The sequence below is a fragment of the Pseudescherichia sp. genome (assembly GCF_031987975.1).
In the GTDB taxonomy this organism is placed as follows: domain Bacteria; phylum Pseudomonadota; class Gammaproteobacteria; order Enterobacterales; family Enterobacteriaceae; genus Pseudescherichia.
In genome coordinates this window covers 220,328-245,439 of the sequence record NZ_DALZYX010000001.1, presented here as the reverse complement: position 1 = coordinate 245,439, position 25,112 = coordinate 220,328, and the positions used below count along the sequence as shown (strand labels likewise).

The following is a 25,112-nucleotide window of genomic DNA, read 5'->3' as shown; positions in this document are numbered from 1 at the left end:
CCATGCCACTGGTATTCGATCATCTGGTGATCAACAACCATTTTGCGCTGGAGGCCACGCGGGATCTCTTTGCCGCGCTGGGCTTTACCCTGACGCCGGAGAGCTATCACTCGCTCGGATCGATGAACCAGCTGGTGATGTTTAACGGCCACTACCTGGAGCTTATCGGACTCCCGCGTAACGGGGAGCGGATCCGCCAGGAGCTGCTGGACAGCCCGCGCGGTATCGATGGGCTGGTGTTTCGCAGCACGGATGCCGCCGCAACGGAGCGGCAGCTGCGCGAGCAGGGTTTCACGGTGCAGCCAGTACAGCATTTTTCCCGTGCGGTGGCAGCCGACGGCGAACAGGGCGAGGCGCGTTTCAGCACGGTACGCCTTGCACCCGGCAGCTTTGCGGCGGGAAGGGTCTACTTTTGCCAGCATCACACCCCGAAATGGGTGTGGCGCGCCCCCTGGCTTGTCCACGCCAATGGCGTTGAGGGGATCGAGGCGGTAACCGTTGTGAGCCAGAACGTCGAGCAGGAGGCGCAGGCGTGGCAACGGCTCGGCGCGCCCGATCCCGCTTTTCGGCTGCAGTTGCTGACCCTCTCTGCCTGGCGTGATTCTTCCGCCGGACTTGCCAGCGTGGACGAGAGCCGCGTCAGCCAGTTTACGGCTATCCACTTTCGCGGCGGCAATGCGTCGATGCTGGCCCAGGCCGCACGTAACGCCGGGCTGCCGCTGCATCAACAATTGGGGCGGCTGCTGATCGCCATGCCCGCCATTCACACCCTACTTGAGTTCAGGCTATGACTGTTACCAATCTGGGCGCGCTGCCCCCGTCGGCCCGTCACAACCCGCTGCCTGCCTTTATCATGCCGCAGGGGGAAGGGCAGAGTGCCATCACCTTTGGTGAACTGGACGCCCAGGCCAACGCGGTAGCCGCGGCGCTTCAGTCCCGCGGCTATCAGCCGGGCGAGCGCGTTGCGCTGCTCGGGCGTAACTCCATTGCGTTTATCACCGCGTTTTTAGGCATCCTGCGGGCGGGGCTGGTCGCCGTGCCGATTAGCATAAAATTCCCGGCGGCAACGCTGGAGAAAATTCTCGACGACTGCAACGCTCGACTGGTCATGGGCGATGATGCGCTGCTGGCCAACCTCGCCGCCACACGTAGCCGGTGGGGCTTCAGCGAACTGTTGACGCTTGCGCCGGTAACCGACTATGACGCCTTTGCACCGCAGGCAGACTCGCTGGCGATGCTGCTGTATACCTCCGGCTCCACCGGCATGCCGAAAGGGGTGCGCCTCACCCACGCCAGCCATCGCTGGGTAGTGGAGACGCGACTGGCAGCTAACGAGCTGGCGGACCAGCGGGTGCTGATCGCCGCGCCCTTTTATCATATGAACGCCCTGGCGCTGGCCCTGTTAACGCTTGCCAGCGGCGTGACTACCATCCTGCTGCCCCAGTTTCAGGTGCGCGAGTATATCGCCGCCATTGCCCGTTACCGCTGCACCTGGATCACCGCCGTACCGCCGATGATCGCCATGATGATGAAAGAGCAGGCCCTGCTTGCCGCGAGCGATCTCTCGTCCGTGCGAGTAGTGCGTATGGGATCTGCGCCGGTTAACGAAGGGTTATTCAATCAGATCCGCCAGATCTGGCCGAACGCGCGGATCATCAACGCCTACGGCACCACGGAAGGCGGCCCAATTGTCTTTGGCTCCCACCCGCAGGGGCGCACCGCGCCGTTGCAGTCCAACGGCTATGCTCATCCGGCAGTTTCGCTACGGCTACGCGACGAGCAGGGGCAGCTTAGCGACCACGGCGTACTGGAGATGAAAAGCCCGGCGCTGATGCAGGGATATCACCAGCGTCCGGACGTCTCCGCGCCGTTCACTAAGGATGGCTACTACATCACCGGCGACGTTTTCATGCGCGATGCGCATGGCTTCTACACCTTTATTGGGCGACGCGACGATATGTTTGTCTGCGGCGGTGAGAACATCTATCCCGGCGAGGTGGAGAAGCTGCTGGAGCAGCATCCTGCCGTGCAGCAGGCCTGCGTCGTGGCGGTAAAAGATGACATTAAAGGCAGCAAGCCGGTGGCCTGGATTATTCCCCGCCAGGGCAGCGTCGCCGGGCCGGAGGAGATCAAGGCCTGGACGCTGGCGCATGGTCCCGCCTATCTGCACCCTCGCCATATCTGGCTCACCGACAGCTTCCCGTTAGCGGGCACTAACAAAGTTGATAAACAGGCGCTACGCGCAGAGGCGGAGCGCTATCTGGCGATGGCAGCCGACAAGGAGATGCGGGCATGAAATTTAACTGGCACAACCCCTACCTGACCACGCGCACGCCGCTGTTCGCGCGTAATGCGGTGGCAACATCGCACCCGCTGGCGGCACACGCTGGCAACCAGGCTCTGTTAAACGGTGGCAATGCGGTGGATGCGGCCATTGCGGCAGCGGCGACGTTAACTATCGTCGAGCCGGTCTCCAATGGGCTGGGCAGCGACGCGTTCGCCATGGTCTGGGATGGGCAGCAGCTACATGGCCTGAATGCCTCCGGCACCGCACCCTCGCACTGGGATACCAGCTGGTTTGCCCGGCGCTATGGTGTGGATGCGCAGGGCCATGCCAAACGGCCCGTGCGCGGCTGGGACAGCGTGACCATTCCGGGGGCCGTTGCCGCCTGGGAGGTGCTGCACCAGCGCTTCGGCAAGCTGCCGTTTTCCCAGCTGCTGGAGACCGCCATCGACCTCGCTGAACGTGGGGTGACCATTGCGCCGATGGTGGCGCGCAAGTGGCACGCCGCCGTGCCGCTGCTTCAGGATCAGCCGGGCTTTGCCGCCACCTTTATGCCCAACGGCCGCGCGCCGGAGATTGGCGAAAAGTTTGTCATGCCCGCTGCCGCCCGCATGCTGCGTCTACTCGCCGATCAGGGCGCACGCGCCTTTTATGAAGGTGAGGCGGCAGAAGCCATTGTGCGCTTTGCTGCCCAAAGCGACGTGCCGCTGACGCTTGCCGATCTCGCCGGGTATCGCCCCGAGTGGGTCACGCCGGTCAGCCGTCGCTATCGCGGTTACGACGTTCACGAGTTACCGCCTAACGGCCAGGGCATTGCCGCCCTGATCGCGCTGGGGATCCTTGAGCATTTCGACCTTGCGAGCCTGCCGCTGGACGGCATCGCGTCCCAGCACCTGCAGGTTGAGGCGATGAAGCTGGCCTTTGCCGATATCTATAAATACGTTGGCGATCCGCGCGCGATGGACATTACGCCTGAGCAGATGCTGGATGACAGCTACCTGGCCGAACGTGCCAGGCTTATCGATCCGGCGCGGGCCAGCCAGCCCCTGCCAGGAATGCCCGCCAGCGGCGGCACCGTCTATCTCACCACCGCCGACGAAAGCGGCATGATGGTGTCATTTATTCAGTCGAACTATATGGGTTTTGGCTCGGGCGTGGTGGTGCCGGAGTACGGTATCAGCCTGCAAAACCGGGGCGCGGGGTTCTCAAGCGATCCGCGTTCCGCCAACGTCGTCGCGCCGGGCAAGCGGCCTTTCCACACCATCATTCCCGGCTTTCTTACCAAAGACGGCCAGCCGCAAATGAGCTTTGGCGTCATGGGTGGGGATATGCAGCCGCAGGGGCACGTTCAGACGCTGGTGCGGATGCTGGATTATCAGCAGCAGCCGCAGGCCGCCTGCGATGCGCCGCGCTGGAAGGTGAACCGCGATTTTTCCCTCGACCTGGAGGTCGGTTTTCATCAGGGCGTGGCGGAGCAGCTCGGAAAGCGCGGGCATCGCTTTACCTCGCTTAACGACCCGTACATGGACTTTGGATCAGGCCAGTTTATCTGGAAGCTGACGACGGAGGGCAGTGACGGCTACGTTATTGCCAGCGACAGCCGTCGCGACGGCCAGGCGGTGGGTTTCTGAATGCTTAAGTGACAGGCCCCTGTCAGGGCCGCTCAGGATACTTAATGGTGGCAAAAACCAACTCATCGCCCGCGGTATGCGGCATGTGGTTGGTCTCACTCTCGGGCAGGGCGGCGGGCGCAGACACAGGCGGCTCGCTATCCTGCTGTAGGGCAACAATAGCGGCCGTCAGCCTTTGTGGTAATCCTGCGGCCAGCGTATAGGTTACCGATTTTGCTTCACGCACGGATTGCACCACGCCCGATTTGCGTAGCACCGCCAGGTGCTGGGAGAGATTAGGCTGCTTGATCTGGAGTTGCTCCTCTAAATGGGAAACGGTGAGCTGTGAGGCCTGCAGCAGCAGGGCAATGCGCAAGCGGACCGGGTGGCCCAGATGATGCAGCAGGGCGGCGATCTCCTCATGCTCACTCATGGGATTTTCCTTTCTGGGTTTTGTAATACCAGTCTGGCGCGCTGGTATCCGCAAGACGGGCGCGAGCGCCTTCAATGGTACGCGGTGGCGGGATAATCATATCGTCGCCGGGCTGCCACTCCGCCGGGGTATAAAAGGGGGCGTTATGACTAAGTTGAATCGCCTCCAGCTGGCGCAGATGTTCCAGCACCGAGCGACCTGTCGTGATCGGATACCAGCTGATGGCGCGAATAATGCCTTCTGGATCGATCAGGAATGTCCCCCGCACCGTGCCCGACGAATGCGAATGGCGAGGCAACATGCCAAAAGCGCGGGCAATATCCATAGAGGGATCTTCAATTAAAGGAAATGGAATATCAATATTGAAATTAACCTTGATGCTGTTTAACCAGGCCAGGTGTGAATATAAGCCATCAATAGACAGCGCTAGCAGCTGGCAATTTAAGGCAGCGAATTTTTCAGACTGGCGGGCGAACGCAATTAATTCACTGGTGCAGACCGGCGTAAAGTCTGAAGGGTGAGAAAAGAGCAGCACCCAGCGGCCGCGAAAAGCGCTCAGGCTAATATCACCATGCGTGCTGCGCGCAGTGAAATCCGGTGCTTCATCATACAAAAAGGGCGTTGTTGCGGCGTCAGTGGTACACATCATTTTCTTTCCTCATATTTTCATATTAGTAATCTTGCATATGAAAATCATCTCGACCAGCTTTTTTGCGTGCTAACTTATGCCTATTCTGGCAATTAAAATCACTATTTGATGTTTTGAATTCAAACATCACTAAGTAATAGTGGCGTCATATTAGAAAGCAGTAACTCATATAGTCATTTGCTTAATTGAGACGTCCTGATGAATATAAGTCCTGGATTAATTGTTCCACCCTTAACGCCGTTTGATGCTCAGCTGCGGGTTGATGAACCGCGTTTACAGGCGCAGGTAAATTACGTCGTTGATGTCTGCGACGCCAGCTTTGTTATCGCTGCGGGCGTCGAGGCGCAGGAGTACAGCTGCCTGACGCTGGCCCAGCGCAAGGCGCTGATTGACCGCACCATTGAATATGTGGCCGGACGACGTCCCGTGGTGGCAGGCATTTCTCACCCCTCCTTTCGTGTCGCGCTAGAGCTGGCCGACTATGCCGCTCGTGCCGGGGCGCAGGCCGTGCAAATCCTTGCCCCTCTGCGGCCCTTCGGTGGCGCGCCGTCGGAGCACGATCTGGTGAGTTATTTCACCCGCATCGCTGCGGAAACGGAGCTACCGATCATGCTCTACCTTAACGCCGGCCCCGGCGCAGACGTCTCTGTCGAGGCCACGGTAGCGCTGGCAGAGATCCCACAGATTCACTACCTGAAAGAGAGTTCCCGCGATCTCGCCCGCGTGTCGCGTCTGATCCAGCAGATAGATCACGCCGGGCTGGCGCGCTACTACACCACCATGCAGATGCTGCTGATCACCCTTGAGTTAGGAGGGGCAGGGGCAACCATGCCACCGCCCGCTGCGGCACTGGGGCGACAACTTATCAACGCCTGGCAGGCGGGCGATCAGACTCGCGCCAGAGCGCTTCAGCAGCAGTTCGCCCTGTTCCCGGCGCAGTGGATGAGGCACGGACTCACCCCCGTCATGAAAGCCGCTATGGAGTGGCTGGGTGTTTCCGCAGGCGAACCTTATCCCCCTTATTCAGCGCTATCTGGCCTCGATCGCGAAATGCTGGAGCGCTATCTGCACACGACTGACCTTCAACACCAGGGGACCCACCATGCTTAATATAAAACGCCTATCCGTCGAAGAAGCGGACACGCTTGTTACCGGCGCGGAAATTAAATCCCGCGAGCTGAACATCCCAATGTGTATTGCCGTCACTGATGAGTCCGGGCACTTACTCGCGTTCCGGCGCATGGACGGCGGCAAGATAACCAGCATCTCTATCGCTATTGATAAAGCATTTACCGCCGCCACGGCGCGAAAACCGACGCATATCTATAACCAGCTTTGTGTCTCTGGCCAGCCAACCTTTGGGATCCACATCACCAATGATGGTCACTTCTCTATTATCGGCGGCGGCTTTCCGGTAACGGAAGGCGGCGCAATTGTGGCGGGGATCGGTATCAGTTCCGGTACGGCGCAGGAGGACATCATCGTCGCTGAAGCCGCGCTGGCGTACTTCTATCAACAGTCAGGCTATACGCCATGAGCGGGCGCACACAGCTGGCATCCATACTGCCAGCCTCGCCTCCTCCGGTGCTGACGATCCGCGATCTCGGATTTCAGGCTCCCGCGCTCAAAAAAAGGGCGACCGGGCAGACTATCCTGCAAAACCTTAACCTCAACGTGCGGGAGCAGGAGTTTGTCAGCATCGTCGGCCCCAGCGGCTGTGGCAAAAGCACGCTGCTAAACTTCATCGCCGGTTTGCTTCCGGTACAGCAGGGGGAAATCCATCTGGCGGAAAAGCAGCCGGGAGAGGTCTATTCGCTGGGTTATATGTTCCAGCAGCATGGCCTTTTGCCCTGGCGTAGGGTACGCGATAACGTCGGACTGGGTCTGGAAATTCAGGGCGTGGCGAAGTGTGATATTGCTGAACGCAGCCAGCGGGTGCTGGATGACCTGGGCCTCACAGGCTATGAGCAGCACTATCCCGCCCAGCTTTCCGGGGGGATGTGTCAGCGCGTCGCGCTGGCGCGGATGCTGGTCAGCAGTCCCGATATCCTGCTGATGGACGAACCCTTTGGCGCGCTGGATGCGCAGACCCGCGTGTTTATCCAGGAGCTGTTCAGCCACTACTGGGAAACCCATAAAAAAACCGTGCTGTTTGTCACCCACGACCTGGCGGAGGCGCTGTTTCTCTCCGACCGTATTGTGGTCATGGGCGCGCGTCCGGGCCGGATCGTCGCGGAGTATGACATCACGTTTCCGCGCCCGCGTCATTTCGACACGCTGCGGAGCTCGTCTCGTTTCGGATCTCTGCTCAACCAGCTGTGGCAGGACATTAAAAGCCACACGGTAACCGGAGGGCAGCGCGATGCGTGAAGCACAGCAAATTCGCCTGCTGCAGGCGCTGATTTTCGTTGGTGCCATTGCGCTGTGGGAAGGCGGCGTGCGGCTTGGCTTGATCAACCCGTTCTGGACCAGCAGCCCGTCGATGCTGCTTCAGGCATTTGTCAGCTCGCTGGCTGAGAACAAAATCACCTTTCACCTCGGCGTCACGCTGTCGGAAGCGCTCAGCGGCCTGGTCGTTGGCGCTCTCGCGGGTATTGCACTCGGACTGCTGCTGGGAATGAGTCGTATCGTTGGCCTGGCGCTGGAGCCTTTTATCGTCGCGCTAAACAGCCTGCCGCGCGTGGCGCTGGCCCCGCTGATCGTGATGTTTGTCGGGATCGGTTTCGCCTCAAAATTTCTGCTGGCGTTTTCGCTGGTGGTGGTGCCGATGATGATTAACACCTGGGAGGGCATCAAGTCCGTCGACATCGTTCAGCTCAATTTGATGAAGGTGCTGAAAGCAAACCGCTGGCAGCTGTTCGCCAAAGTACTGTTGCCCAACTGCATCCCCTGGCTCTTCTCCGGCCTGCGCGTCTCGCTCTCCTTTGCCATTATCGGTGCCATCGTCGGGGAGTTTATCTCCGCGCGGGCAGGCATCGGTTTCATGATGGATGAGGCCGCAGGGGGTTTTGATACCACCGGCATGCTGATGCCGCTGTTTGTACTGATGATTGTCTCTTTCGCGCTCGACCGCGTTTTGCTGGCGGTCTCTTCTTACTACTTACACTGGCGGCAACAGCCCGCTCATTAACCCACCGGGAAATCCTTCTGGAGCCATGATGATAAAAAAATTCTCACGCCCGGCGCTAAAGCTGGCTGCCGCTACCCTGTTGTTCAGCGGCCTGACCCAGTATGCCAGCGCCGCCCAGGATGTGCATATTGGCATCTCCAACCGTTCGCTGCTTGGTCTGCCAGTGCTGATTGCCAAAGAAAAAGGCTTTTTTGAACAGCAAGGGCTTAACGTCACCATCGACTACTTCGCCGGCGGTGTGCCGGCAACGGCCGCGCTGATTGGCGGCTCGGTGCAATTTATCGACGCCGCGTTTGAAAACAACCTGAAAGCGGTGAAGAAAGGGCAGGAGATCGTCAGCATCGCCAACCTGCAAACCGACTTCGCCGGTGCCGTCATAGTGCGTAAAGAGGCCGTAAAAGCCCTCGGACACGCGCCGGGCGTGGCGGACCTGAAAGGGTTACGCGTGGGCACGCTGGCGCGCGGCGGTTTTGCCGATGTCTCAATGCGCTATATCGCCACCAGCGCCGGGCTGGATCCCGAGAAGGATATAGAACTTATTCCCATTCGCGGGGCCGATCGCCAGCTCACCGCCGGGGAAGCAGGTGAAATAGATGCCGCGTTCGTGATGGAGCCGTGGAACGTGATAGCCACTGAAGGTGGCGATAAGTGGGAGTACGTGCTGGACCTGACCAAAGGGCAGGGACCGGATGTATTCCAGGGGCTGGGCTACACCACCCTGCAAACCACGAAGAGCTACATCGCAGAGAACCGCGAAACCAGCGATAAGGTTGTAAAGGCCATCGTCGATGCGTTGCAGTACATCGTCACGCCCGCCAATCTCGACGCGGTGGCGGAGACCGCCAATAAGGAGTATGGCAATCCAGGCGTTGCGGTCATCAAATCATCGCTACAGCGTCAGGCGCATACCTTTTCTCCCGTACTGACCGAAAGCGCGCTGGCGAAAACCGGCCATCTGCTGCTCGAAAGCAAATCTATTGACGCCCCGCTGCCTGCGTTTGATCAGGTTGTGGATACCTCCTTCCAGCCGATATGGAACGGCTTCAACGCAAAATGAGGATTGCTGCCATGTCTGAATCCCGACCGAGTCCCCTGGATTTTCCGGACAGCCCGCTGGCGCAGGCTGTAAAGCAGCCGCTGATGCTGGGGCTATTTTTGCCAACCCAGACCGGCGGCTTTTCCCAGTCAACGTACCCGCGCGACACCGACTGGTCGTTTGAGTACAACGCCAGGCTGACCCTTGCCGCAGAGGCACATGGCTTTGATTTCGTCTTCAGCCTGCAACAGTGGGTACAGAAGGGCGGGTTCGGCGGCGAGGCGCACTACCGTGAAAACTTTCTCGACCCCTTTATTACAACGGTCGCACTCAGCTCGCTGACCCGGCGCATCATCACCATATCAACGGTGAACGTGCTGTATGGCAACCTGCACCCTCTCTATCTGGCGCGCTTTGCCGCCACTGCGGACCACATTGCGCAGGGGCGTTTTGGGCTCAACATCGTCACCGGCTATGACGCGAAAGAGCCGTTGATGTTTGGTATGGATCGGCTGGATCACGATGCACGTTACGATCGTGCCAGCGAGTTTTCCCACATTATGGAGACCCTTTGGGAAGGAGAGGATAACCTCGACTTCTCTGGGCGTTTTTACCAGCTTAAGCAGGCCTATATCTCGCCGCGCCCGCGCTATGGCCGCCCGATTATGGTATCCGCCAGCGCCTCTCCGGCGGGCTTTGCCTATGCGGCGAAGCATTCCGATATTGTCTTCACCTCAAGCCCGGCGGGTGCCATCTTCGAGCAGGCGATAACCGCGCTGCCAGCCCATACCCAGGCGATTCGCGAAGCCTACCAGGCAGAGGGCAAGACGCCGAAGATCATCATCTTTCCTCTGATCATTTGCTGTCCGACGCGTGAAGAGGCATTTGCCCGGCGCGACGCCATCGTGGCGCAGGCAGATGTCGAATCCATCGCGGCCTATACCGCGCGACATAAGGGTGGCGATGCCCAAGGCTGGAAACAGCATATTCCGGCGGACCGGGTGTTGGGCGGGCATATCCAGATCGTCGGCGACCCGCAGGATGTCGTCACCGCGCTTAAGCAACTACATGCGGCCGGCATCGACGGCGTGCAGATTGGTTTTTACGACTACGAGCCGGAGCTGGCCTATTTTGCACAAGCGGTGCTGCCGCTGTTGCAGGCGGAAGGCCTACGGATATGAGCACCCTTATTCTGAATGCCACGGTGCTCGGGCTGGGGATGCACCCCGGAGCCTGGCGTCTGGGAACGCGCTCCGGTGCAGCCAACCTGACACCGACGTTCTACCGTGAGATAGCCCAGGCGGCGGAGGCGGGCCATCTGCACGCTCTGTTCCTCGCCGATACCCTGGCAGCCGGAGAGGAGGCATATCAGCGCCCCTCGCTGGGTGCGATGGATCCGGCAACGGTACTGGCGTCGCTTGCATCTGTCACCTCCCGGCTCGGGCTGGTTGGCACCGCCTCGACCACCTTTAACTCGCCGTTCAACCTGGCCCGGCGCTTTATGACGCTCGATCACCTTAGTAGCGGACGCGCGGGCTGGAATATGGTCACCACCTTTGTGCCCCAGGTCGCGGCAAATTTCGGCGCAGCCTCTTTACCGCCGGGTGAAGCGCGCTACCAGCGGGCGGAGGAGTTTGTTCAGGTGGTGAAAGCGCTGTGGCGCAGCTGGCAGCCGGGCGCGATTGTCGATGACAAAGCCAACGGTATTTATGCCGATATTCATCGTATTCAGCCTATCAGCCATCAGGGCGAACACTTCTCGGTAGAAGGCCCATTAACGCTGCCGCCATCGCCGCAGCAGCAACCAGTCCTGTTTCAGGCGGGCGCATCCGGGCCGGGGCGGACGCTGGCGGCGCGGCATGCCGAAGTCGTTTTTACCGCACAAAACACCTTGAGCGAGGCGCGTGATTTTTATAGCGATTTGAAAAGCCGGGCGGCAGCCGTTGGACGCTCGCTGAAAGTGTTACCGGGACTGATGCCCATTATTGGCGGCACGGAAGCGGAAGCGCTGGCGCGTAAAGCCGAGCTGGACCGGCTGGCAGGCGACAGCGAGCTGCGAAAACTGGCGCTGCGCGTAGGCATTGACGTGGCCGAGCTGGATCCCGATCGCCCACTGCCGGTGGAAAAAATCCTCGCCAACGCTGATTTTCGCGGGTCGGAAGGCTTTCGCCAGGCGGCAATCGCGTTAACCCGGGCGGAAAACCTGACCGTGCGTGAGCTGTTATGGCGCAACGGCGGCGGCCATTTGCAGGTAGTTGGTACCGCAGAGCAGGTCGCCGATCTTATTGAGAGCTGGCATCGCCAGCAGGCGGCCGATGGCTTCAACCTAATGATTGACGCCTTACCGGACGGACTGCATCGATTTGTTGAATCCGTGGTGCCGCTGCTGCAACGGCGCGGCTTGTTCCAGCGTGACTACCGCGGTCATACCTTACGAGAAAACTTAGGCCTGGAGGGCAACCATGATCCACTATCAGCTTGATGGTCGCGTAGCGCGACTGACGCTAGACACGCCGGAAACCGGCAACCATTTTACGCGCCAGCTGCTGCTGGATTTTATCGCGAGTTTGCAACAGGCCGAGCAGGACCAGGCGCAGGTGTTGCTTATCAGCGCAAAAGGCGACGTTTTTACCTGGGGGCGAGACCAGAAGGAGCGGCTGCCGAATGTGCCGTTACGCGATAATCTGGGACTCATATTGCAGGCCAATGCGGCGCTGCGTGGCTTCAGCGGGGTGAGCATCTCGCTGATTGACGGGCTTGCGCTGGGTTTTGGCAGTGGCATTGCGCTGCACAGCAGCATTACGCTGGCAACGGAGCGCGCTGAGTTTGGTTTTGATGAAATTGACCATAATCTCGCACCGCTTATCGTGGTCGCTTATCTGCCGCACTTTATTTCACCGCGTATCGCTGAAGAGCTGGTACTCACCGGACGGCGGGTTCCGGCGCAGGAGGCGCAGCAGCTTGGGATCGTGACGCGTGTTGTGAGCAGTGAAACGCTGGATGAGGAGGCGGCGGCGCTGATTGATAACGTGCAGCGCTACCCTGGCGCTGTACGCACTATACGCCGTTATATTCAGGCATTGCCGGGCTATCCCTCTGCGGCGTTAAACCAGAAAGCAATTGATGACCTGGCCAGTTGGGTAGAGCAGGGAAGACCCGAATAAATCGGTGTGCTGATGTTTCGATCGGCGGGAATACAACCGGTCTTCTAGCGAAGCGGCTATATATTTCAATTAGTTACATGACATTAATTTCGCCCAACTGCCCCATGAGCTGTTCTACACTTACATCTTCAACCACGCTTTTTGATTGAAAAAGCAGCATCAATAGGAGGGTCGCGACAGCAAAGCGTCACGCAGTCGCAACCCTCAAACCGATCGTGCGTGAGAGGAGAACACTATGAAAGCAGTTGTCTATAACGGACCTTTTGACGTCTCAGTCAAAAACGTTCCGGACCCCAAAATCGTTCGCCAGACTGATGTGATTGTCCGTATTACCACCACAAATATCTGCGGTTCCGACCTGCATATGTATGAAGGGCGAACCAGCTTCGAGCCGGGTCGCATCTTCGGCCATGAGAATCTGGGACAGGTGATTGAAGTCGGCAGCGCTGTTGAGCGAATTAAAGTCGGTGATTACGTCTGTCTGCCCTTTAATGTCGGCTGCGGATTCTGTGAAAATTGCGAGAAAGGGCTAACCGGCTACTGCCTGACGGCAAACCCGGGTTCGGCCGGTGCCGCCTATGGCTTTGCGGATATGGGCGAGTGGGATGGTGGACAGGCGGAGTTATTGCGCGTTCCCTATGCTGACTTTAACTGTCTGCTACTGCCTCCGGATGCAGTTGAGAAGGAAGACGATTACGTTTTGCTTTCCGATATCTTCCCCACCGGCTGGCATGCCACTGAGCTGGCAGGATTACGCCCAGGGGAGAGTGTTGCCATCTACGGTGCTGGCCCGGTCGGCTTGATGGCTGCCCATTCGGCCATGATTAAAGGCGCATCACAGGTGTTTGTTGTCGATACCCATTCAGACCGACTGGCGTTGGCCGAACAACTTGGTGCGGTGGCGATCAACGGTGTGGGTAATGATGCGGTAAATAAAATTCTCGAATTAACCGATGGGCGCGGCACGGATTGCGGCTGCGAATGCGTGGGTTATCAATGCTGCAATAAGCATGGCCACGAGGATAACTCCGCCACCTTGAATAGCCTTGTCGCATCAACCAAAGCCACGGGCGGCATTGGTGCGGTAGGCGTTTTTATCCCTCAGGATCCCGGGGGGGCGACCGATCTGGCTAAAGAAGGTAAAGTGCCTTTCGATTTTGGTACTTTCTGGTTCAAAGGTCAGTCAATTAAGACCGGTCAGTGTAACGTAAAAGCGTACAACCGCCAGCTCGCCAGGCTTATCCATCAGGGCAGAGCCAATCCGGCGCAGATCATCTCACATCGTCTCGCGCTGTCAGACGCCCCCGAGGGATATAAGCATTTTGACGATCGTGATAATGGCTGGACAAAAGTCATTCTGAAACCCTGAATTATGGACCAACAGAACATAAGCCACATTTAGGCCATGGTGAGAGGGAGAATAGAAACCGCCTGCTGTGGCTTAATGCTTTACATCACATATTGTGTTTTTTCGCATCTGCCATGAGACGGAGGACAGTGACGGCCAGTCGATGGGGATTTAAATACGTTGCGCGTATAAATTAAGCGATTGAATACAAAAGTCAAAAATTTACATATGCGTTAATGCATTGATAAATATATCTTTTTATTATTCATGATTAGATAAGCGACGAGCAGCGTTTACTTAAGCCACTTGATCACGACATCATATAAATCTACTGTATAAATACACAGTAACTATTATAATAAGGTGACGTCGTGAGTTTAACATTTTACAAGCCCGCAGAGCTGCGCGAAGTTCTCGCGTTTCCTCTCTTTGGCGATCTGGTGCCGTGCGGTTTTCCCTCACCGGCGCAGGACTATGTAGAACAGAGTCTCGACCTAAACGAATTAATGATCCACCACCCCAACGCGACCTATTTTGTCAAAGCGGCGGGGGACTCGATGATCGACGGCGGGATTAACGATGGCGACCTGCTGGTGGTAGACAGCGCCCGCACCGCCGCCCATGGCGATATCGTTATCGCCGCCGTCGACGGCGAGTTTACCGTTAAAGAGCTTCAGCTTCGCCCCGTTATTCAGCTTAACCCCCGCAATCCCCGCTATACGCCCATCCGCATTGGCAGTGAAGAGGCGCTCGAAATCTTCGGCGTCGTCACTCACATTATCAAATTCACGTGCTGAATCATGTTCGCCCTGGTGGATGTGAACTCATTCTATGCCAGCTGTGAAACGGTCTTCCGGCCCGATCTGCAAGGCAAGCCGGTGGTGGTGCTCAGCAATAATGACGGCTGCGTGATCGCTCTCAGTGCGGAAGCGAAAAAGCTGGGCATTACCATGGGCGCACCGTTCTTCAAGCAGCGCGATCTGTTTCGCGCCCACCGCGTCACCTGCTTTAGCAGCAACTATGAGCTGTACGCCGATATGAGCCGCCGCGTCATGGGTACGCTGGAGAGGCTCTGCCCGCGCGTGGACGTCTACTCCATTGATGAGGCGTTCTGCGATCTCTCCGGGGTGCGTAACTGCCGGGTGCTGGAGGAGTTTGGTCAGGAGATCCGCAATACACTGTGGCGTGAGACCCACCTGAGAGTCGGGGTGGGGATTGCGCAGACCAAGACGCTGGCCAAGCTGGCTAACTATGCCGCCAAGCGCTGGCCGCAGCTGGGGGGCGTGGTGGATCTCTCTAACGTCGATCGCCAACGGCGGCTGATGGAACGGCTGCCGGTCGGGGAGGTGTGGGGCATTGGGCGACGCCTTGCGAAAGCGCTGGATGCGCACGGGATCAAAAGCGTACTGCAGCTCGCCGATAGTGATATCCGTTTTATCCGCAAGCAGTTCAGCGTCGTTATGGAGCGTACGGTGCGGGAGCTGCGGGGGGAGTCCTGCCTGGCGTTCGATGAGTTTGTTCCGGCAAAGCAGGAGATTGTTTGCAGCCGCAGCTTTGGCGAGCGTACCGCGGACTATGAGTCTGTCAGGCAGGCCGTCTGCACCTACGCCTCGCAGGCGGCGGCCAGGCTGCGCGGCCAGCATCAATACTGTCGCTTCATCTCGGCCTTTGTGAAAACCTCGCCCTTTGTGGCAGGGGAATCTTACTACGGCAACAGCGCAATGGTGAAGCTGCTCACCCCCACCCAGGACAGCCGGGATATTATCCACGCCGCGACACGCTGTCTGGACACCATCTGGCGCGAGGGGCATCGCTATCAGAAAGCGGGCGTCATGCTTGGGGACTTCTACAGCCAGGGCGTAGCGCAGCTCGATCTCTTTGACGCTAACGCGCCGCGTCCGGGTAGCGAGGCGCTGATGGCGGTGCTGGACGAGCTGAACAAAAAACGCGGGCAGGGGACGCTCTATTTTGCCGGGCAGGGGATCCAGCAGGCGTGGCAGATGAAGCGCGAGATGCTCTCGCCGCGCTACACGACCCGGTGGGCAGATCTGCCGATTGTAAAAAGATAATTGCGCATGCGTAAGAGAGGTCGTTATGGCCTTGTTTCAGTAGGGTTTAGGTTAGCCATGAGCGAAAATTGGATTTATCGCTAAAAATTGTTCATGCGTAACTGTGCGTTAGCAACAAAATAGCACCTAACAGGATTTTCTTCATTAATAGTCACCATTATCAAAAGAACACCAACCCCCCTTATGATGGCTACCATATCCACCGTGAGGATGTTCACCTTTAGGGCAAGCAAAAGCCGAAGCTGATGCTATAATCAAAACCACTGCTAATATTGTTTTCATTTGTCAGATTCCTAATTTAACTTCAGTTATGTTCAATGTTGTTTTATCGGGCTTACCGTTCAGAATATTGAATGTTCCGATCCAGTAGCGACTTTGTGTTGAGTCTGAAAAGATTAATGCCCCTGAAGTATGTGAGTTATTCACATAGGCTTCACTATGGGTAGAGTCACCCTTCTTAGCTGAAGTATCTGTGTCATCTTCAGTGAGCACCTTCACAGGGCTAGCTTTCACAAAGCTGTATGGCTCACTTCCCATCATTAGAAGTCCATTGTGTGTATAAGCTATCTGCACACCCTTCAGATCATTGAATCGGGTATCACCTCTAGTTGGCGCTGAAGGCACGTTAGAAGGAACCGGGGATGAGTCGTAAGACTGTACCTCTGTTGTTGCTTTCTGCGCATCCACTAGATCAAAAGCTGTCTCACAGCGTTCATACTGGCGTTCTGCTATATTGGCTTGAATCTGGGCTATATATGTTCCGGCTGCTGCTGCCCCCCACGATGCCCCATTCGCTTTGTCTGCGTAGCTTTGACACTGGTAATGGCGCGCATGTTCAGCACAGCCTGTGAGAGCAGTTGCTGTAGCCGCTATGAGCATTAAGCGCTTCATCTTAAATACTTCCACTGGCCAGCCTCATTATAATAAAGCCGTCATTGCCATTATCTTTATCCAGCACTTTAAATGAATTGCCATCTACCGAGCAAATAATGAGATCTTCAGTAGGCAACCACAGATTAGTGTTGTAAGTTTCACTATCATCAACTAAAAGCACAGCTTCATTTTCAAGCGTGATAACTTTCCCATCACCAACCACTTCATTAATCCAGTGGCTTGAATCACATTCAGCGCTAGCGCCAAATGAAGCCAGTAATGCACATGCAAAAATTAATTTTTTCATTAGTCACTTATACCTATTTGATGCCATTTTTTAGATGGAAATTTAAAGCACAATCATAATCTCAAGAGGCGCGAAAAATGCAGGGGGTGATTCTCCTTGTAATCATTCTCAGGCGCTTGTAAGGGATTATTTTCACTAAGTGAAGGACGATTTTTTGTCTTCAATGGAGAAACCAAAAAATCCATCAATGCTAATGCACGATCATTTAGCTGTTTTCCTTTTCAATGCTTCTAGACGCTGGATTTCATCAATTGGCTTGTACTTAGGATTAGTGCCAGCAGCATCGAATAGATCTAAAACTCTTCATCTTTGTCTTATGTTTTCTTTCGCTTACCCAAATATTTGACGTAAGCTAGAACAAGATTCTATCCCTATATGTATAATGGTTTTTAGGAATGCGTGCTTAATTTTTATCAAGAGCGGAATTGTCTGGGTAATTGGTTTGGATAATTCAGGAGGAATAACAAAATATTACAATAACTACTTTTATGGCACTAAAAAAACAAACAAAGGAAAAATAAAACATATAAATATAATGTATATTTAACATTCTTGGTATGTCGTTAACCTTTCTCAGATTCTATCAGAAAGTGGCATTGAAAAGTTCGCAGCTAAAGGAGAGACCTCGTTAAGAATTTCCAGAAGCAACGGAAGCCATCTCCCACCGATTTTTATCAGTGTTAAAAAATGTTATTTTAATCGATTTTATTTCATAGGTTAATAAAATCTTCAATATAATGAGTTAGTTATCAGTGCCGGGAATATGTTGCGATTGCCCTCATCAGGCATGTGGCCGCCCCGCAGGCCTATGTTCAGGTTATCAATCGCCAGTATTTCACTATCACTGAGGTGGAAGTCAAACAGATTGGCATTCTGGATAGTGCGCGCTGCTTTTTCGGATTTAGGGATATCCCTTTTGTTCATCTTTATTCTAGCAGTCACGCATTCTCCCTCTTGCTGGCAGGTCACACAAAAGTATTCTGGATTTGAAAAGGGGGCAGTGTGATGGCATCTTGTGGGGACATAAAAAAGCCCGGCACGGTAGCCGGGTCTAGTTTCATCTACATATACAAACCGTACATTTGCTCAATAAGTAATCACTTCGGCGAGATTTGAACGAAGGGTGTAAAAAGGAGAAGGACAATGATTTCAAAAGACAATGCTGAACATTATATCTGGGGTGATGATTGCGACGGCTGGTATCTGGTAAACCGGCAAGATATGCTGATTATTCATGAAAAGATGCCTCCAGGTACGCATGAAAAGCGGCACTTTCACTCCATTTCCAGACAGTTTTTTTATGTTCTTGAGGGCAATCTGACGATGGAACTGGAAGGGGTTAAACATGAGATCAAGGCCCAGCAGGGTCTGGAAATTCCTCCCGAGGCAAAACATCAGGCCAGAAACGACAGCCAGCTACCCGTAGAATTTATCGTTATTTCTCATCCTACAACGCGAGGCGATCGTTCCGATCTCTCCTCCAACTGATAACGGTTCTCCGAAGGGGGTTTTGACTGGATGATTAGCAGAAAGCAATGTGCTTGGTAGTGGGATATGAGGAACGTCCGCTTTGAGCGAAAAGCGGACATGCACATTTCTTGTCAGGAGACTAAATTGTGCTCGTCTGACTTATTTCAACAGCAGTCGTATTCCCAGAAGGGCCATAACGCTTCCGCTGAGTTTATCTAAAAACTTACGGTATTTAATGTAAGCCTGACGTGGCCCGTCAGTTGATAATAAGCATGCAACGACTGCATACCAGAGCACATCAATAACGAATGCCATTGTAGGCAAGATGATATACATAACAGGCTGAATATTTTCACTAAGCGCTGCGGAAAAAATACTGGCAAAGACCAGTGCTGTATGGGGATTGCTGATTTGCGTAAATACGCCAGTCATAAAAGCTTTTGAGGCGCTTATTTCCTCGGTACCGGCAGAATCACTAAAACGATTTGAAGGACGACGGAACATTTTTAACGCCAGCCATAAAAGATAGCAACCCCCTGCAACCTTCAGCCCTATGTAAAGAGATGGGACCAGAGTCAGCAGGGTGTGAAGACCTGCTAACGCTATGACAGCAAAAACAAACGCACCAAAACCCATACCTGCAGCAACAGATAAAGCCGCTCGTTTCGAACCGGACATGGCCGTTCGTGCCACGAGAAGAAAGCTAACACCCGGACTCATTGCGCCCAACAGGATAGCTGCGCCAATAGCAGAAAGCGCGATCAAATCACTTGTCATTCATCTTCTCCATCATTAATCAGTGCCAGACAGCTCCCTCATTGCGCGAACTGCACATCCCATGAACTGCGCCCGGTTAACAACATAACACAAGCCAGTAATGTCCGCTTCTGGCACGAAGCGGACATCCAGCGGCTGAATTTACTCGCCTTAACGTAAGTATTTCAATCATTTTAACGTTCACGCGCCCCGCGCTTGCCTCGTTCAGCTGAAACAGCTTTTTTAACGCTGAACTGACTATTAACGGCATAGTTTAAAATGGTCATAAGCCTATCCTGTAGGAGTTTTTTAACCAAGGAGATAATTATGGCACTACCCGATCTGACTTTACCCCAGGCGACCGATAACGTGATTCAATCTGCGGATATTGCGCTGGTGAGGGGCGTGGCGGTATCTATTCCTTATAACGTAGATATCCGGAAAGGTGATGTTATTCACCTGTGGTGGAATACTCGACTTATAGCAGCGAAAATTATTATTTATCAAGAGCAAGAGTTCCCCGTCGTTTTTCTGGTTCCGGACGAGCTTATATCAATTGGGCAGTATTCAGTAAGGTATGAGACAGTGGATCACGCCAGAAACATTGTATCCAGCAACGTAGTCACGGTAACAATTGAGTAATGATCGCCAGGCCAGAACATCGGCCTGGTTTAACGCATTATCCGCCGTTCGGGAAACTTCCCTTTTACCACGCCATCATAAAAGCGGCCTTTCGATACCACAGTCAAAAACACGGTAAATATACGCAGCGGCACGCCGTGGTACTGATAGCAGCTCCGGTCATGGAACAGGATCTCCAGCGTGCAGGAGGCTTCGTCATAGCCTACGGAGGCGATGCGTGATGATACAACAGGTTGATGGCGCATGGCGGGACTCCTGGGCAGGTCGACACAGGAGAGATTATTACACGTTTTGCCCGGCAATGCCGGGCAAAAACAGGGTCTTATTCCGCCTCGCTCTTTTCCGCTTTTCCGGCCAGCTGCGCCAGGAAGTCATAGCGTTTTTGCAGATCGGCAGTGGCATCTTTCCACAGCTGCTCTGCCACCTCCGGCTGCTGGGCGTTAAGACGACGGAAGCGCTGCTCTTTCAGCAGCGTGTCGGCCAGCGCATCTGACGGCGGACGGGAATCCAGCGCCAGCGGCAGCTTGCCTTCGTCGGCACGGCGCGGATCGAAGCGGTAGAGCGGCCAGAAGCCGGTGGCCGTAAGCTGGCGCATCTGATCGTGGCTGAGGGCCAGATCGTAACCGTGCTCTTCGCACGGGCTGTAGGCGATAATCAACGACGGACCCGGATAGGACTCTGCCTCCTGAATCGCCTTCGCCGTCTGGTTAAGCTGCGCGCCAAGTGAAATCTGCGCCACGTAAACATGGCCGTACATCATCATACTGACGCCCAGATCCTTACGCGCCTTGCGCTTGCCGTGCTCGCCAAACTTGGTCACCGCCCCCAGCGGCGTCGCCTTTGAGGCCTGGCCGCCGGTGTTGGAGTAGCACTGGGTATCCAGCACCAGAATGTTGACGTTCTCCGTCAGGCTCAGGACATGATCAAGCCCGCCAAAGCCAATGTCGTAGGCCCAGCCGTCGCCGCCAATCAGCCAGATAGATTTCTCCACTAGCGCATCGGCATCCGTCAGCAGCTCTTCGGCTTCCGCAACGCCGCTCAGATGCTGGCGAAGGGCGACAACCTGTTCCCGACGAACCTCCGGCGTCGCCTCTGCATGCAGGGCGGCGTTAAGCTCGGCCGGGATCGCCTCGGAGAAGGTCTCCAGCAGACGCATCACCCGCTGGCGATGCTGGTCAATGGTGAGGCGGAAACCCAGCCCGAACTCGGCGTTATCCTCAAACAGCGAGTTAGCCCACGCCGGACCGCGCCCGTTGGCATCGGTGGTGTAGGGGGTAGAGGGCAGGTTGCCGCCATAAATTGAGGAGCAACCGGTAGCGTTAGCAATCAGCATCCGGTCGCCGTAGAGCTGGGTTAGCAGCTTGATATAAGGCGTTTCACCGCAGCCAGAGCAGGCTCCGGAGTACTCAAACAGCGGGGTAATCAGCTGCGAGGTGCGAATGTCGATACGCTCCAGCTTGCTGCGATCGATCTCCGGCAGGTCAAGGAAGAAGTCATAGTTAACTTTCTCCTCCTCCACGTGCTCAAGGCGCGACATCATGTTGATGGCCTTGATCTCCGGGTTCTGGCGATCCTTGGCCGGGCACACCTCTACGCAGAGGTTACAGCCGGTGCAGTCCTCCGGCGCGACCTGGAGGACATATTTCTGACCGCGCATGTCGCGGGATTTAACGTCCAGCGACTGCAACGACGCCGGGGCGTTCTCCAGCGCTTCAGGGGAGACCACTTTTGCGCGAATGGCGGAGTGCGGGCAGGCGGCGACGCAGTGGTTACACTGGGTACAGATCTCCGGCTTCCAGATAGGGATCGCTTCGGCAATGTTGCGTTTTTCCCAGCGGGTGGTGCCCATCGGCCAGGTGCCGTCCGGCGGCAGGGCGGAGACCGGCAGCGCATCGCCCAGCCCGGCCAGCATCGCGGCGGTGACGGTTTTCACGAAGTCCGGTGCGGCGTCGCTAACTACCGGCGGGCGGTACGGGCTGGTGGCATTAACCTGCTCCAGCGGCACTTCAAACAGCGATTCGCGGGCCAGCGCCAGCGCCTGCCAGTTACGCTCGACCAGCTCCTGGCCTTTGCTACTGTAGCTTTTGGCAATGGCCCCCTGCAATGCCGCCAGCGCGGTATCGCCAGGTAAAATCTGCGTCAGATGGAAAAACGCCATCTGCATAACGGTGTTGATTCGTGCTGCCAGGCCGCACTCGCGGGCAATCTTCGCTGCGTTGATAATATAGAAGCGGGCCTGCTTCTGGTTCAGTACCGCCTGCACCTCCTGCGGCAGTCGCGCCCAGACCTCATCGGCGCTGTAGGGCGTATTGAGCAGGAAGATACCACCGGGTTTCAGGCGTTCGGCCATCTGGTACTTATCGATAAACTGTAGCTGGTGGCAGCCAACAAAATCCGCCTGCGAGATCAGATAGGCGGAGCGAATCGGCTGCTCGCTGACCCGCAGATGGGAGACCGTCAGGCCACCGGCTTTTTTTGAGTCGTAGACGAAATAGCCCTGGGCATACCATGGCGTGGCATTACCGATAATTTTGATATTGTTTTTGGTCGCCGAGACGCTGCCGTCGCTGCCAAGCCCGTAGAACAGCGCCTCAAGCTTAGCGCCTGAGGGCAGGGTATTCTCCGGCAGCGGCAGGGAGAGGTTGGTGACATCATCATAAATGCCGACGGTAAAGCGCGGCCTGGGCTTGTCCGCCCGCAGCTCGTTAAAGATAGCCAGCACGCACTCCGGGCCAAACTCTTTTGAAGAGAGGCCGTAACGCCCGCCGATCACCCGCGGCAATGTGTCGCGCTCGCCCTGGTTAAAGGACTCTGCCAGCGCGGTCATGATATCCAGATAGAGCGGCTCCGCCTGTGCCCCTGGCTCTTTGGTGCGATCCAGCACGGCAATACGCTGGGCGCTTTGCGGCAGCGCGGCCAGCAGATGCTGTGCCGAGAAGGGGCGATAGAGGCGCACCTTCAGCACACCGATCTTCTCATTGCGGGTCAGCAGCTCATCAACCACCTCTTCGCAGGTGCCGATTGCCGAACCCATAATCACAATCACCCGTTCCGCCTGCGGGTGGCCGTAGTACTCAAACGGCTGATAGCGACGGCCAGTGGCTTTGGCAAAGTCGTCCATCGCCTGTTCAACGTGGTCGTAAACCGCGTTGTACCATGGATTGGTCGCTTCGCGAGACTGGAAGTAGGTGTCCGGGTTGGCAGAGGTCCCGCGAATTACCGGATGCTCCGGGTTCAGAGCGCGAGCACGATGGGCCGCGATCTCATCGGCGGGCAGCATGCTGCGGATGGTCTCATCAGCCAGCGGCACGATTTTGTTGATCTCGTGAGAGGTGCGGAAGCCGTCAAAGAAGTGAATAAAGGGCACCCGGCTCTTCAGGGTGGCAACGTGAGAGATCAACGCGAAATCCTGCGCCTCCTGAACGCTGCCTGCGCAGAGCATAGCGCAGCCGGTCTGGCGCACGGCCATTACGTCGGAGTGATCGCCAAAGATAGAGAGCGCATGGGTGGCAACGGTGCGGGCAGCAACGTGCAGGACAAAGGGCGTCAGCTGACCCGCCAGCTTGTAGAGGGTCGGGATCATCAGCAGCAGACCCTGTGACGACGTAAAGGAGGTCGAAAGCGCCCCCGTCTGCAACGCGCCGTGTACGGCGGCAATCGCCCCGGCTTCGGACTGCATCTCTACCACCCGAGGCGTATCGCCCCACACGTTCTTCAGCCCGTTGCCGGCCCAGGCATCTGCCTGCTCGGCCATCGTCGAGCTGGGAGTAATTGGGTATATGGCGATAACTTCGCTGGTCCGGAACGCCACCGAGGCGACCGCGCCATTACCATCAACTGTGATCATAAGTTTGCTCTCATTGCGTAAATGTTCACTCTCTCACTCCAGTATAGACAGCCGTCCAGGAGCGGTTTTTGATCTGAAAGTGAAGATATCGCAAAATGTCGGGCACCATTTTCCCGTACGTAGCACTGCAAAACTATTTCAATTTACCCCTTGCACTGTGCGGATAATCATGCGTTAATAGCCTAACGATGTAGCACTGAAACTATCTTTGTACTCTACGAAACCCTCTCACTGTTTGTATCTTCTGATATTTCCCTGTAGATGTTTTCCCCGCTGATAAAAAATTTATTCAGCCTGTAACTTTCTCTGCATCTTTCTCTGCGAATACGATAACTACCGCTATACTTTTAATGGGAATCAGCGGGTTAAGGCAGGCCCAAACGGCCAGCTCTCGTTGAGCATAATTATGAAAAAAGGACACTATTATTACTAATCACATTCATTTCCGATGCCCATGTTGTCATGGGTCACAGTACAGAACCTCACATTTTGACGTTAGCGAAGCTAATCCCTTCGGCGCAAAATGTATTTTTTGTAAATCATCCATGGTCATTCTGGATAACGTCTCAGCACCTCTCTCCGCTGCCCATGTAGCGCTGGATTTACGCACTCCGGCGTAAACCGCTTCATAAAACCTGTGGCATAGCGCCAGCATTGTAAAAAACGCTATGCCGGACAGAAAACCCGCATCCTCCTCTCGACGTCAGGCGCTACGCTGCCTATTATGCATAAGTTTTGCTAACTCAGAGGGGGAGAAGAAATGCGTACAGCGTTATGGGTAGGGTGTGCCGTATGGTTACTTTCGGCATGTAGCAGCGAGCCTGTACAGCAGGCCACGGCAGCACACGTCGCGCCAGGTCTAAAGGCTGCCATGTCCAGTACGGGTCAGGCTAACTGCGCCATGATTGGTGGTTCGCTCTCAATTGCCCGCCAGCTGGATGGCTCCGCCACGGGCATGTGTGCGCTGCCTAACGGTAAACGCTGTAGCGAGCAATCTCTTGCCACAGGCACCTGCGGCAGCTACTGATTACTGCCCCGCATCAGCCAGCTTGTAAATCAGGGTCTGATCGGCGGTTGTTAACGTCAGCTGGCTATCGGTAAGATCAACCTGCGCGCCTTCGCGGAGCACGCTGCCAATAATAGTATCCAGTTCGTTGCGCTGCGGATCGGCACAGGCCATACGGGTCATTATCAGCTCTTTGGCCGTCAACTCACCGCCGGAGAGCTTTGCCTGACCGGAGAAGCGGTTGCACATGCTGCCAGAGATCGCCATTTTCTCCCCGAAGCGCAGCTCAGGTGGATTTTCTCCTGATGCGACCGCCGTGCCGTTAACATTTTCCAGCACGAAGCGGTGGCCGATAAGCTGCTCGCTGATCACAGAGACCTTTCCGTCACGGGCGCAGCCTGCCAGCAAAACGCATAGCGCAGTTAATGCAATCACTTTTTTCATCACGATTCCCTGAACATTTTCCATGGTAAATTCTATTTTATCAG

General features: G+C 55.8%; 27 protein-coding genes. 18 read left to right on the top strand and 9 right to left on the bottom strand.

The annotated features are described in order from the left end of the window. Positions 1-2 precede the first annotated feature (2 nt). Genes RTN40_RS01195 through RTN40_RS01185 form a run of 3 tightly spaced genes read left to right on the top strand, consistent with a single transcriptional unit; the run spans position 3 to position 3,915 of the window. Positions 3-791 carry a VOC family protein gene (locus RTN40_RS01195; RefSeq protein ID WP_312226844.1) on the top strand — a complete coding sequence of 263 codons (789 nt, stop codon included), beginning with the start codon at positions 3-5 and terminating at the stop codon, positions 789-791. Beyond that, positions 788-2,296, top strand: coding sequence for a class I adenylate-forming enzyme family protein (locus tag RTN40_RS01190; protein ID WP_312226843.1), 1,509 nt, complete (start codon positions 788-790; stop codon positions 2,294-2,296). Before RTN40_RS01195 ends, RTN40_RS01190 begins: the two co-directional genes overlap by 4 nt. Next, the gene (locus RTN40_RS01185) at positions 2,293-3,915 is read left to right on the top strand and encodes a gamma-glutamyltransferase family protein (protein WP_312226842.1); all 1,623 of its coding nucleotides are present in this window, start codon (positions 2,293-2,295) and stop codon (positions 3,913-3,915) included. Before RTN40_RS01190 ends, RTN40_RS01185 begins: the two co-directional genes overlap by 4 nt. 22 nt (positions 3,916-3,937) lie before the next feature. On the opposite strand, the gene RTN40_RS01180 is transcribed toward RTN40_RS01185, so the two are convergent. After that, positions 3,938-4,327: a metalloregulator ArsR/SmtB family transcription factor gene (locus tag RTN40_RS01180; protein WP_312226841.1), complete on the bottom strand. Its 390-nt coding sequence runs from the start codon at positions 4,325-4,327 to the stop codon at positions 3,938-3,940. Continuing rightward, complete coding sequence (locus RTN40_RS01175) at positions 4,320-4,976, bottom strand: peroxiredoxin (protein WP_312226840.1); 657 nt, start codon at positions 4,974-4,976, stop codon at positions 4,320-4,322. Before RTN40_RS01175 ends, RTN40_RS01180 begins: the two co-directional genes overlap by 8 nt. A gap of 198 nt (positions 4,977-5,174) precedes the next feature. On the opposite strand from RTN40_RS01175, the gene RTN40_RS01170 reads away from it, so the two are divergent. The 11 genes from RTN40_RS01170 to umuC all read left to right on the top strand — a co-directional run bounded on the left by RTN40_RS01170 (position 5,175) and on the right by umuC (position 15,723). Continuing rightward, complete coding sequence (locus RTN40_RS01170) at positions 5,175-6,086, top strand: dihydrodipicolinate synthase family protein (protein WP_312226839.1); 912 nt, start codon at positions 5,175-5,177, stop codon at positions 6,084-6,086. Then, positions 6,079-6,513 (top strand): heme-binding protein, encoded by a 435-nt coding sequence (locus tag RTN40_RS01165; protein WP_312226838.1) that lies wholly within the window; start codon positions 6,079-6,081, stop codon positions 6,511-6,513. The genes RTN40_RS01170 and RTN40_RS01165 overlap by 8 nt, the downstream gene beginning before the upstream one ends. Further along, entirely contained in the window at positions 6,510-7,346 is an 837-nt protein-coding gene (locus RTN40_RS01160; protein ID WP_312226837.1) for an ABC transporter ATP-binding protein, read from the top strand. The genes RTN40_RS01165 and RTN40_RS01160 overlap by 4 nt, the downstream gene beginning before the upstream one ends. Further along, positions 7,339-8,106: an ABC transporter permease gene (locus RTN40_RS01155; RefSeq protein ID WP_312226836.1), complete on the top strand. Its 768-nt coding sequence runs from the start codon at positions 7,339-7,341 to the stop codon at positions 8,104-8,106. The genes RTN40_RS01160 and RTN40_RS01155 overlap by 8 nt, the downstream gene beginning before the upstream one ends. 25 nt (positions 8,107-8,131) lie before the next feature. Beyond that, positions 8,132-9,163, top strand: a complete 1,032-nt coding sequence (locus tag RTN40_RS01150) for an ABC transporter substrate-binding protein (RefSeq protein ID WP_312226835.1) — start codon at positions 8,132-8,134, stop codon at positions 9,161-9,163. An 11-nt stretch (positions 9,164-9,174) separates the two neighbouring features. Then, positions 9,175-10,323 carry an LLM class flavin-dependent oxidoreductase gene (locus tag RTN40_RS01145; RefSeq protein ID WP_312226834.1) on the top strand — a complete coding sequence of 383 codons (1,149 nt, stop codon included), beginning with the start codon at positions 9,175-9,177 and terminating at the stop codon, positions 10,321-10,323. Further along, positions 10,320-11,624 carry an LLM class flavin-dependent oxidoreductase gene (locus tag RTN40_RS01140; protein ID WP_312226833.1) on the top strand — a complete coding sequence of 435 codons (1,305 nt, stop codon included), beginning with the start codon at positions 10,320-10,322 and terminating at the stop codon, positions 11,622-11,624. Before RTN40_RS01145 ends, RTN40_RS01140 begins: the two co-directional genes overlap by 4 nt. Continuing rightward, a complete protein-coding gene (locus RTN40_RS01135; RefSeq protein WP_312226832.1) occupies positions 11,605-12,306 on the top strand; it encodes an enoyl-CoA hydratase/isomerase family protein in 702 nt (233 codons plus the stop codon). Before RTN40_RS01140 ends, RTN40_RS01135 begins: the two co-directional genes overlap by 20 nt. Before the next feature lie 235 nt (positions 12,307-12,541). Next, complete coding sequence (locus RTN40_RS01130) at positions 12,542-13,675, top strand: glutathione-independent formaldehyde dehydrogenase (protein WP_312226831.1); 1,134 nt, start codon at positions 12,542-12,544, stop codon at positions 13,673-13,675. A 350-nt stretch (positions 13,676-14,025) separates the two neighbouring features. Beyond that, positions 14,026-14,451, top strand: a complete 426-nt coding sequence (locus RTN40_RS01125; RefSeq protein WP_312226830.1) for a translesion error-prone DNA polymerase V autoproteolytic subunit — start codon at positions 14,026-14,028, stop codon at positions 14,449-14,451. Between the two features lie 3 nt (positions 14,452-14,454). Next, positions 14,455-15,723 carry a translesion error-prone DNA polymerase V subunit UmuC gene (gene umuC / locus RTN40_RS01120; RefSeq protein WP_312226829.1) on the top strand — a complete coding sequence of 423 codons (1,269 nt, stop codon included), beginning with the start codon at positions 14,455-14,457 and terminating at the stop codon, positions 15,721-15,723. A 285-nt stretch (positions 15,724-16,008) separates the two neighbouring features. Here umuC and RTN40_RS01115 read toward each other — a convergent pair whose 3' ends face one another. The 3 genes from RTN40_RS01115 to RTN40_RS01105 form a co-directional block, all read right to left on the bottom strand. Further along, positions 16,009-16,614: a hypothetical protein gene (locus tag RTN40_RS01115; RefSeq protein ID WP_312226828.1), complete on the bottom strand. Its 606-nt coding sequence runs from the start codon at positions 16,612-16,614 to the stop codon at positions 16,009-16,011. A 1-nt stretch (position 16,615) separates the two neighbouring features. Next, positions 16,616-16,903: a hypothetical protein gene (locus tag RTN40_RS01110; RefSeq protein ID WP_312226827.1), complete on the bottom strand. Its 288-nt coding sequence runs from the start codon at positions 16,901-16,903 to the stop codon at positions 16,616-16,618. 729 nt (positions 16,904-17,632) lie between these two features. After that, the gene (locus RTN40_RS01105) at positions 17,633-17,845 is read right to left on the bottom strand and encodes a hypothetical protein (RefSeq protein ID WP_312226826.1); all 213 of its coding nucleotides are present in this window, start codon (positions 17,843-17,845) and stop codon (positions 17,633-17,635) included. Positions 17,846-18,046: 201 nt separating this feature from the next. On the opposite strand from RTN40_RS01105, the gene RTN40_RS01100 reads away from it, so the two are divergent. Beyond that, a complete protein-coding gene (locus RTN40_RS01100) occupies positions 18,047-18,391 on the top strand; it encodes a cupin domain-containing protein (RefSeq protein ID WP_312226825.1) in 345 nt (114 codons plus the stop codon). Positions 18,392-18,532: 141 nt separating this feature from the next. Here RTN40_RS01100 and RTN40_RS01095 read toward each other — a convergent pair whose 3' ends face one another. After that, on the bottom strand, positions 18,533-19,150 hold the full coding sequence (locus RTN40_RS01095) for a LysE family transporter (RefSeq protein WP_312226824.1): 618 nt from the start codon (positions 19,148-19,150) through the stop codon (positions 18,533-18,535). Positions 19,151-19,456: 306 nt separating this feature from the next. Here RTN40_RS01095 and RTN40_RS01090 point away from each other — a divergent pair, with 306 nt between their 5' ends. Beyond that, on the top strand, positions 19,457-19,771 hold the full coding sequence (locus RTN40_RS01090) for a hypothetical protein (protein WP_312226823.1): 315 nt from the start codon (positions 19,457-19,459) through the stop codon (positions 19,769-19,771). Positions 19,772-19,800: 29 nt separating this feature from the next. Here the strand turns inward: RTN40_RS01090 and RTN40_RS01085 are convergent, their stop codons facing one another. Continuing rightward, positions 19,801-20,016, bottom strand: coding sequence for a KTSC domain-containing protein (locus RTN40_RS01085; RefSeq protein WP_312209660.1), 216 nt, complete (start codon positions 20,014-20,016; stop codon positions 19,801-19,803). A 77-nt stretch (positions 20,017-20,093) separates the two neighbouring features. After that, on the bottom strand, positions 20,094-23,618 hold the full coding sequence (nifJ, locus tag RTN40_RS01080; RefSeq protein WP_312226822.1) for a pyruvate:ferredoxin (flavodoxin) oxidoreductase: 3,525 nt from the start codon (positions 23,616-23,618) through the stop codon (positions 20,094-20,096). 425 nt (positions 23,619-24,043) lie between these two features. On the opposite strand from nifJ, the gene RTN40_RS01075 reads away from it, so the two are divergent. Together RTN40_RS01075 and RTN40_RS01070 are read left to right on the top strand one after the other, a co-directional pair. Then, positions 24,044-24,238, top strand: coding sequence for a cold-shock protein (locus tag RTN40_RS01075; RefSeq protein ID WP_312210118.1), 195 nt, complete (start codon positions 24,044-24,046; stop codon positions 24,236-24,238). Positions 24,239-24,378: 140 nt separating this feature from the next. After that, positions 24,379-24,645, top strand: coding sequence for a DUF333 domain-containing protein (locus RTN40_RS01070; RefSeq protein WP_268107911.1), 267 nt, complete (start codon positions 24,379-24,381; stop codon positions 24,643-24,645). Here RTN40_RS01070 and hslJ read toward each other — a convergent pair whose 3' ends face one another. Next, positions 24,646-25,068 (bottom strand): heat shock protein HslJ, encoded by a 423-nt coding sequence (gene hslJ / locus RTN40_RS01065; RefSeq protein WP_312226821.1) that lies wholly within the window; start codon positions 25,066-25,068, stop codon positions 24,646-24,648. Between the last annotated feature and the right edge of the window lie 44 nt (positions 25,069-25,112).

Bases quoted from the DNA above. Each gene is read 5' to 3' on its own strand.
- RTN40_RS01195 (WP_312226844.1), top strand. From the start codon at position 3: ATGCCACTGGTATTCGATCATCTGGTGATCAACAACCATTTTGCGCTG.
- RTN40_RS01190 (WP_312226843.1), top strand. From the start codon at position 788: ATGACTGTTACCAATCTGGGCGCGCTGCCCCCGTCGGCCCGTCACAAC.
- RTN40_RS01185 (WP_312226842.1), top strand. From the start codon at position 2,293: ATGAAATTTAACTGGCACAACCCCTACCTGACCACGCGCACGCCGCTG.
- RTN40_RS01180 (WP_312226841.1), bottom strand. From the start codon at position 4,327: ATGAGTGAGCATGAGGAGATCGCCGCCCTGCTGCATCATCTGGGCCAC.
- RTN40_RS01175 (WP_312226840.1), bottom strand. From the start codon at position 4,976: ATGATGTGTACCACTGACGCCGCAACAACGCCCTTTTTGTATGATGAA.
- RTN40_RS01170 (WP_312226839.1), top strand. From the start codon at position 5,175: ATGAATATAAGTCCTGGATTAATTGTTCCACCCTTAACGCCGTTTGAT.
- RTN40_RS01165 (WP_312226838.1), top strand. From the start codon at position 6,079: ATGCTTAATATAAAACGCCTATCCGTCGAAGAAGCGGACACGCTTGTT.
- RTN40_RS01160 (WP_312226837.1), top strand. From the start codon at position 6,510: ATGAGCGGGCGCACACAGCTGGCATCCATACTGCCAGCCTCGCCTCCT.
- RTN40_RS01155 (WP_312226836.1), top strand. From the start codon at position 7,339: ATGCGTGAAGCACAGCAAATTCGCCTGCTGCAGGCGCTGATTTTCGTT.
- RTN40_RS01150 (WP_312226835.1), top strand. From the start codon at position 8,132: ATGATGATAAAAAAATTCTCACGCCCGGCGCTAAAGCTGGCTGCCGCT.
- RTN40_RS01145 (WP_312226834.1), top strand. From the start codon at position 9,175: ATGTCTGAATCCCGACCGAGTCCCCTGGATTTTCCGGACAGCCCGCTG.
- RTN40_RS01140 (WP_312226833.1), top strand. From the start codon at position 10,320: ATGAGCACCCTTATTCTGAATGCCACGGTGCTCGGGCTGGGGATGCAC.
- RTN40_RS01135 (WP_312226832.1), top strand. From the start codon at position 11,605: ATGATCCACTATCAGCTTGATGGTCGCGTAGCGCGACTGACGCTAGAC.
- RTN40_RS01130 (WP_312226831.1), top strand. From the start codon at position 12,542: ATGAAAGCAGTTGTCTATAACGGACCTTTTGACGTCTCAGTCAAAAAC.
- umuC (WP_312226829.1), top strand. From the start codon at position 14,455: ATGTTCGCCCTGGTGGATGTGAACTCATTCTATGCCAGCTGTGAAACG.
- RTN40_RS01115 (WP_312226828.1), bottom strand. From the start codon at position 16,614: ATGAAGCGCTTAATGCTCATAGCGGCTACAGCAACTGCTCTCACAGGC.
- RTN40_RS01110 (WP_312226827.1), bottom strand. From the start codon at position 16,903: ATGAAAAAATTAATTTTTGCATGTGCATTACTGGCTTCATTTGGCGCT.
- RTN40_RS01100 (WP_312226825.1), top strand. From the start codon at position 18,047: ATGATTTCAAAAGACAATGCTGAACATTATATCTGGGGTGATGATTGC.
- RTN40_RS01095 (WP_312226824.1), bottom strand. From the start codon at position 19,150: ATGACAAGTGATTTGATCGCGCTTTCTGCTATTGGCGCAGCTATCCTG.
- RTN40_RS01090 (WP_312226823.1), top strand. From the start codon at position 19,457: ATGGCACTACCCGATCTGACTTTACCCCAGGCGACCGATAACGTGATT.
- RTN40_RS01085 (WP_312209660.1), bottom strand. From the start codon at position 20,016: ATGCGCCATCAACCTGTTGTATCATCACGCATCGCCTCCGTAGGCTAT.
- nifJ (WP_312226822.1), bottom strand. From the start codon at position 23,618: ATGATCACAGTTGATGGTAATGGCGCGGTCGCCTCGGTGGCGTTCCGG.
- RTN40_RS01070 (WP_268107911.1), top strand. From the start codon at position 24,379: ATGCGTACAGCGTTATGGGTAGGGTGTGCCGTATGGTTACTTTCGGCA.
- hslJ (WP_312226821.1), bottom strand. From the start codon at position 25,068: ATGAAAAAAGTGATTGCATTAACTGCGCTATGCGTTTTGCTGGCAGGC.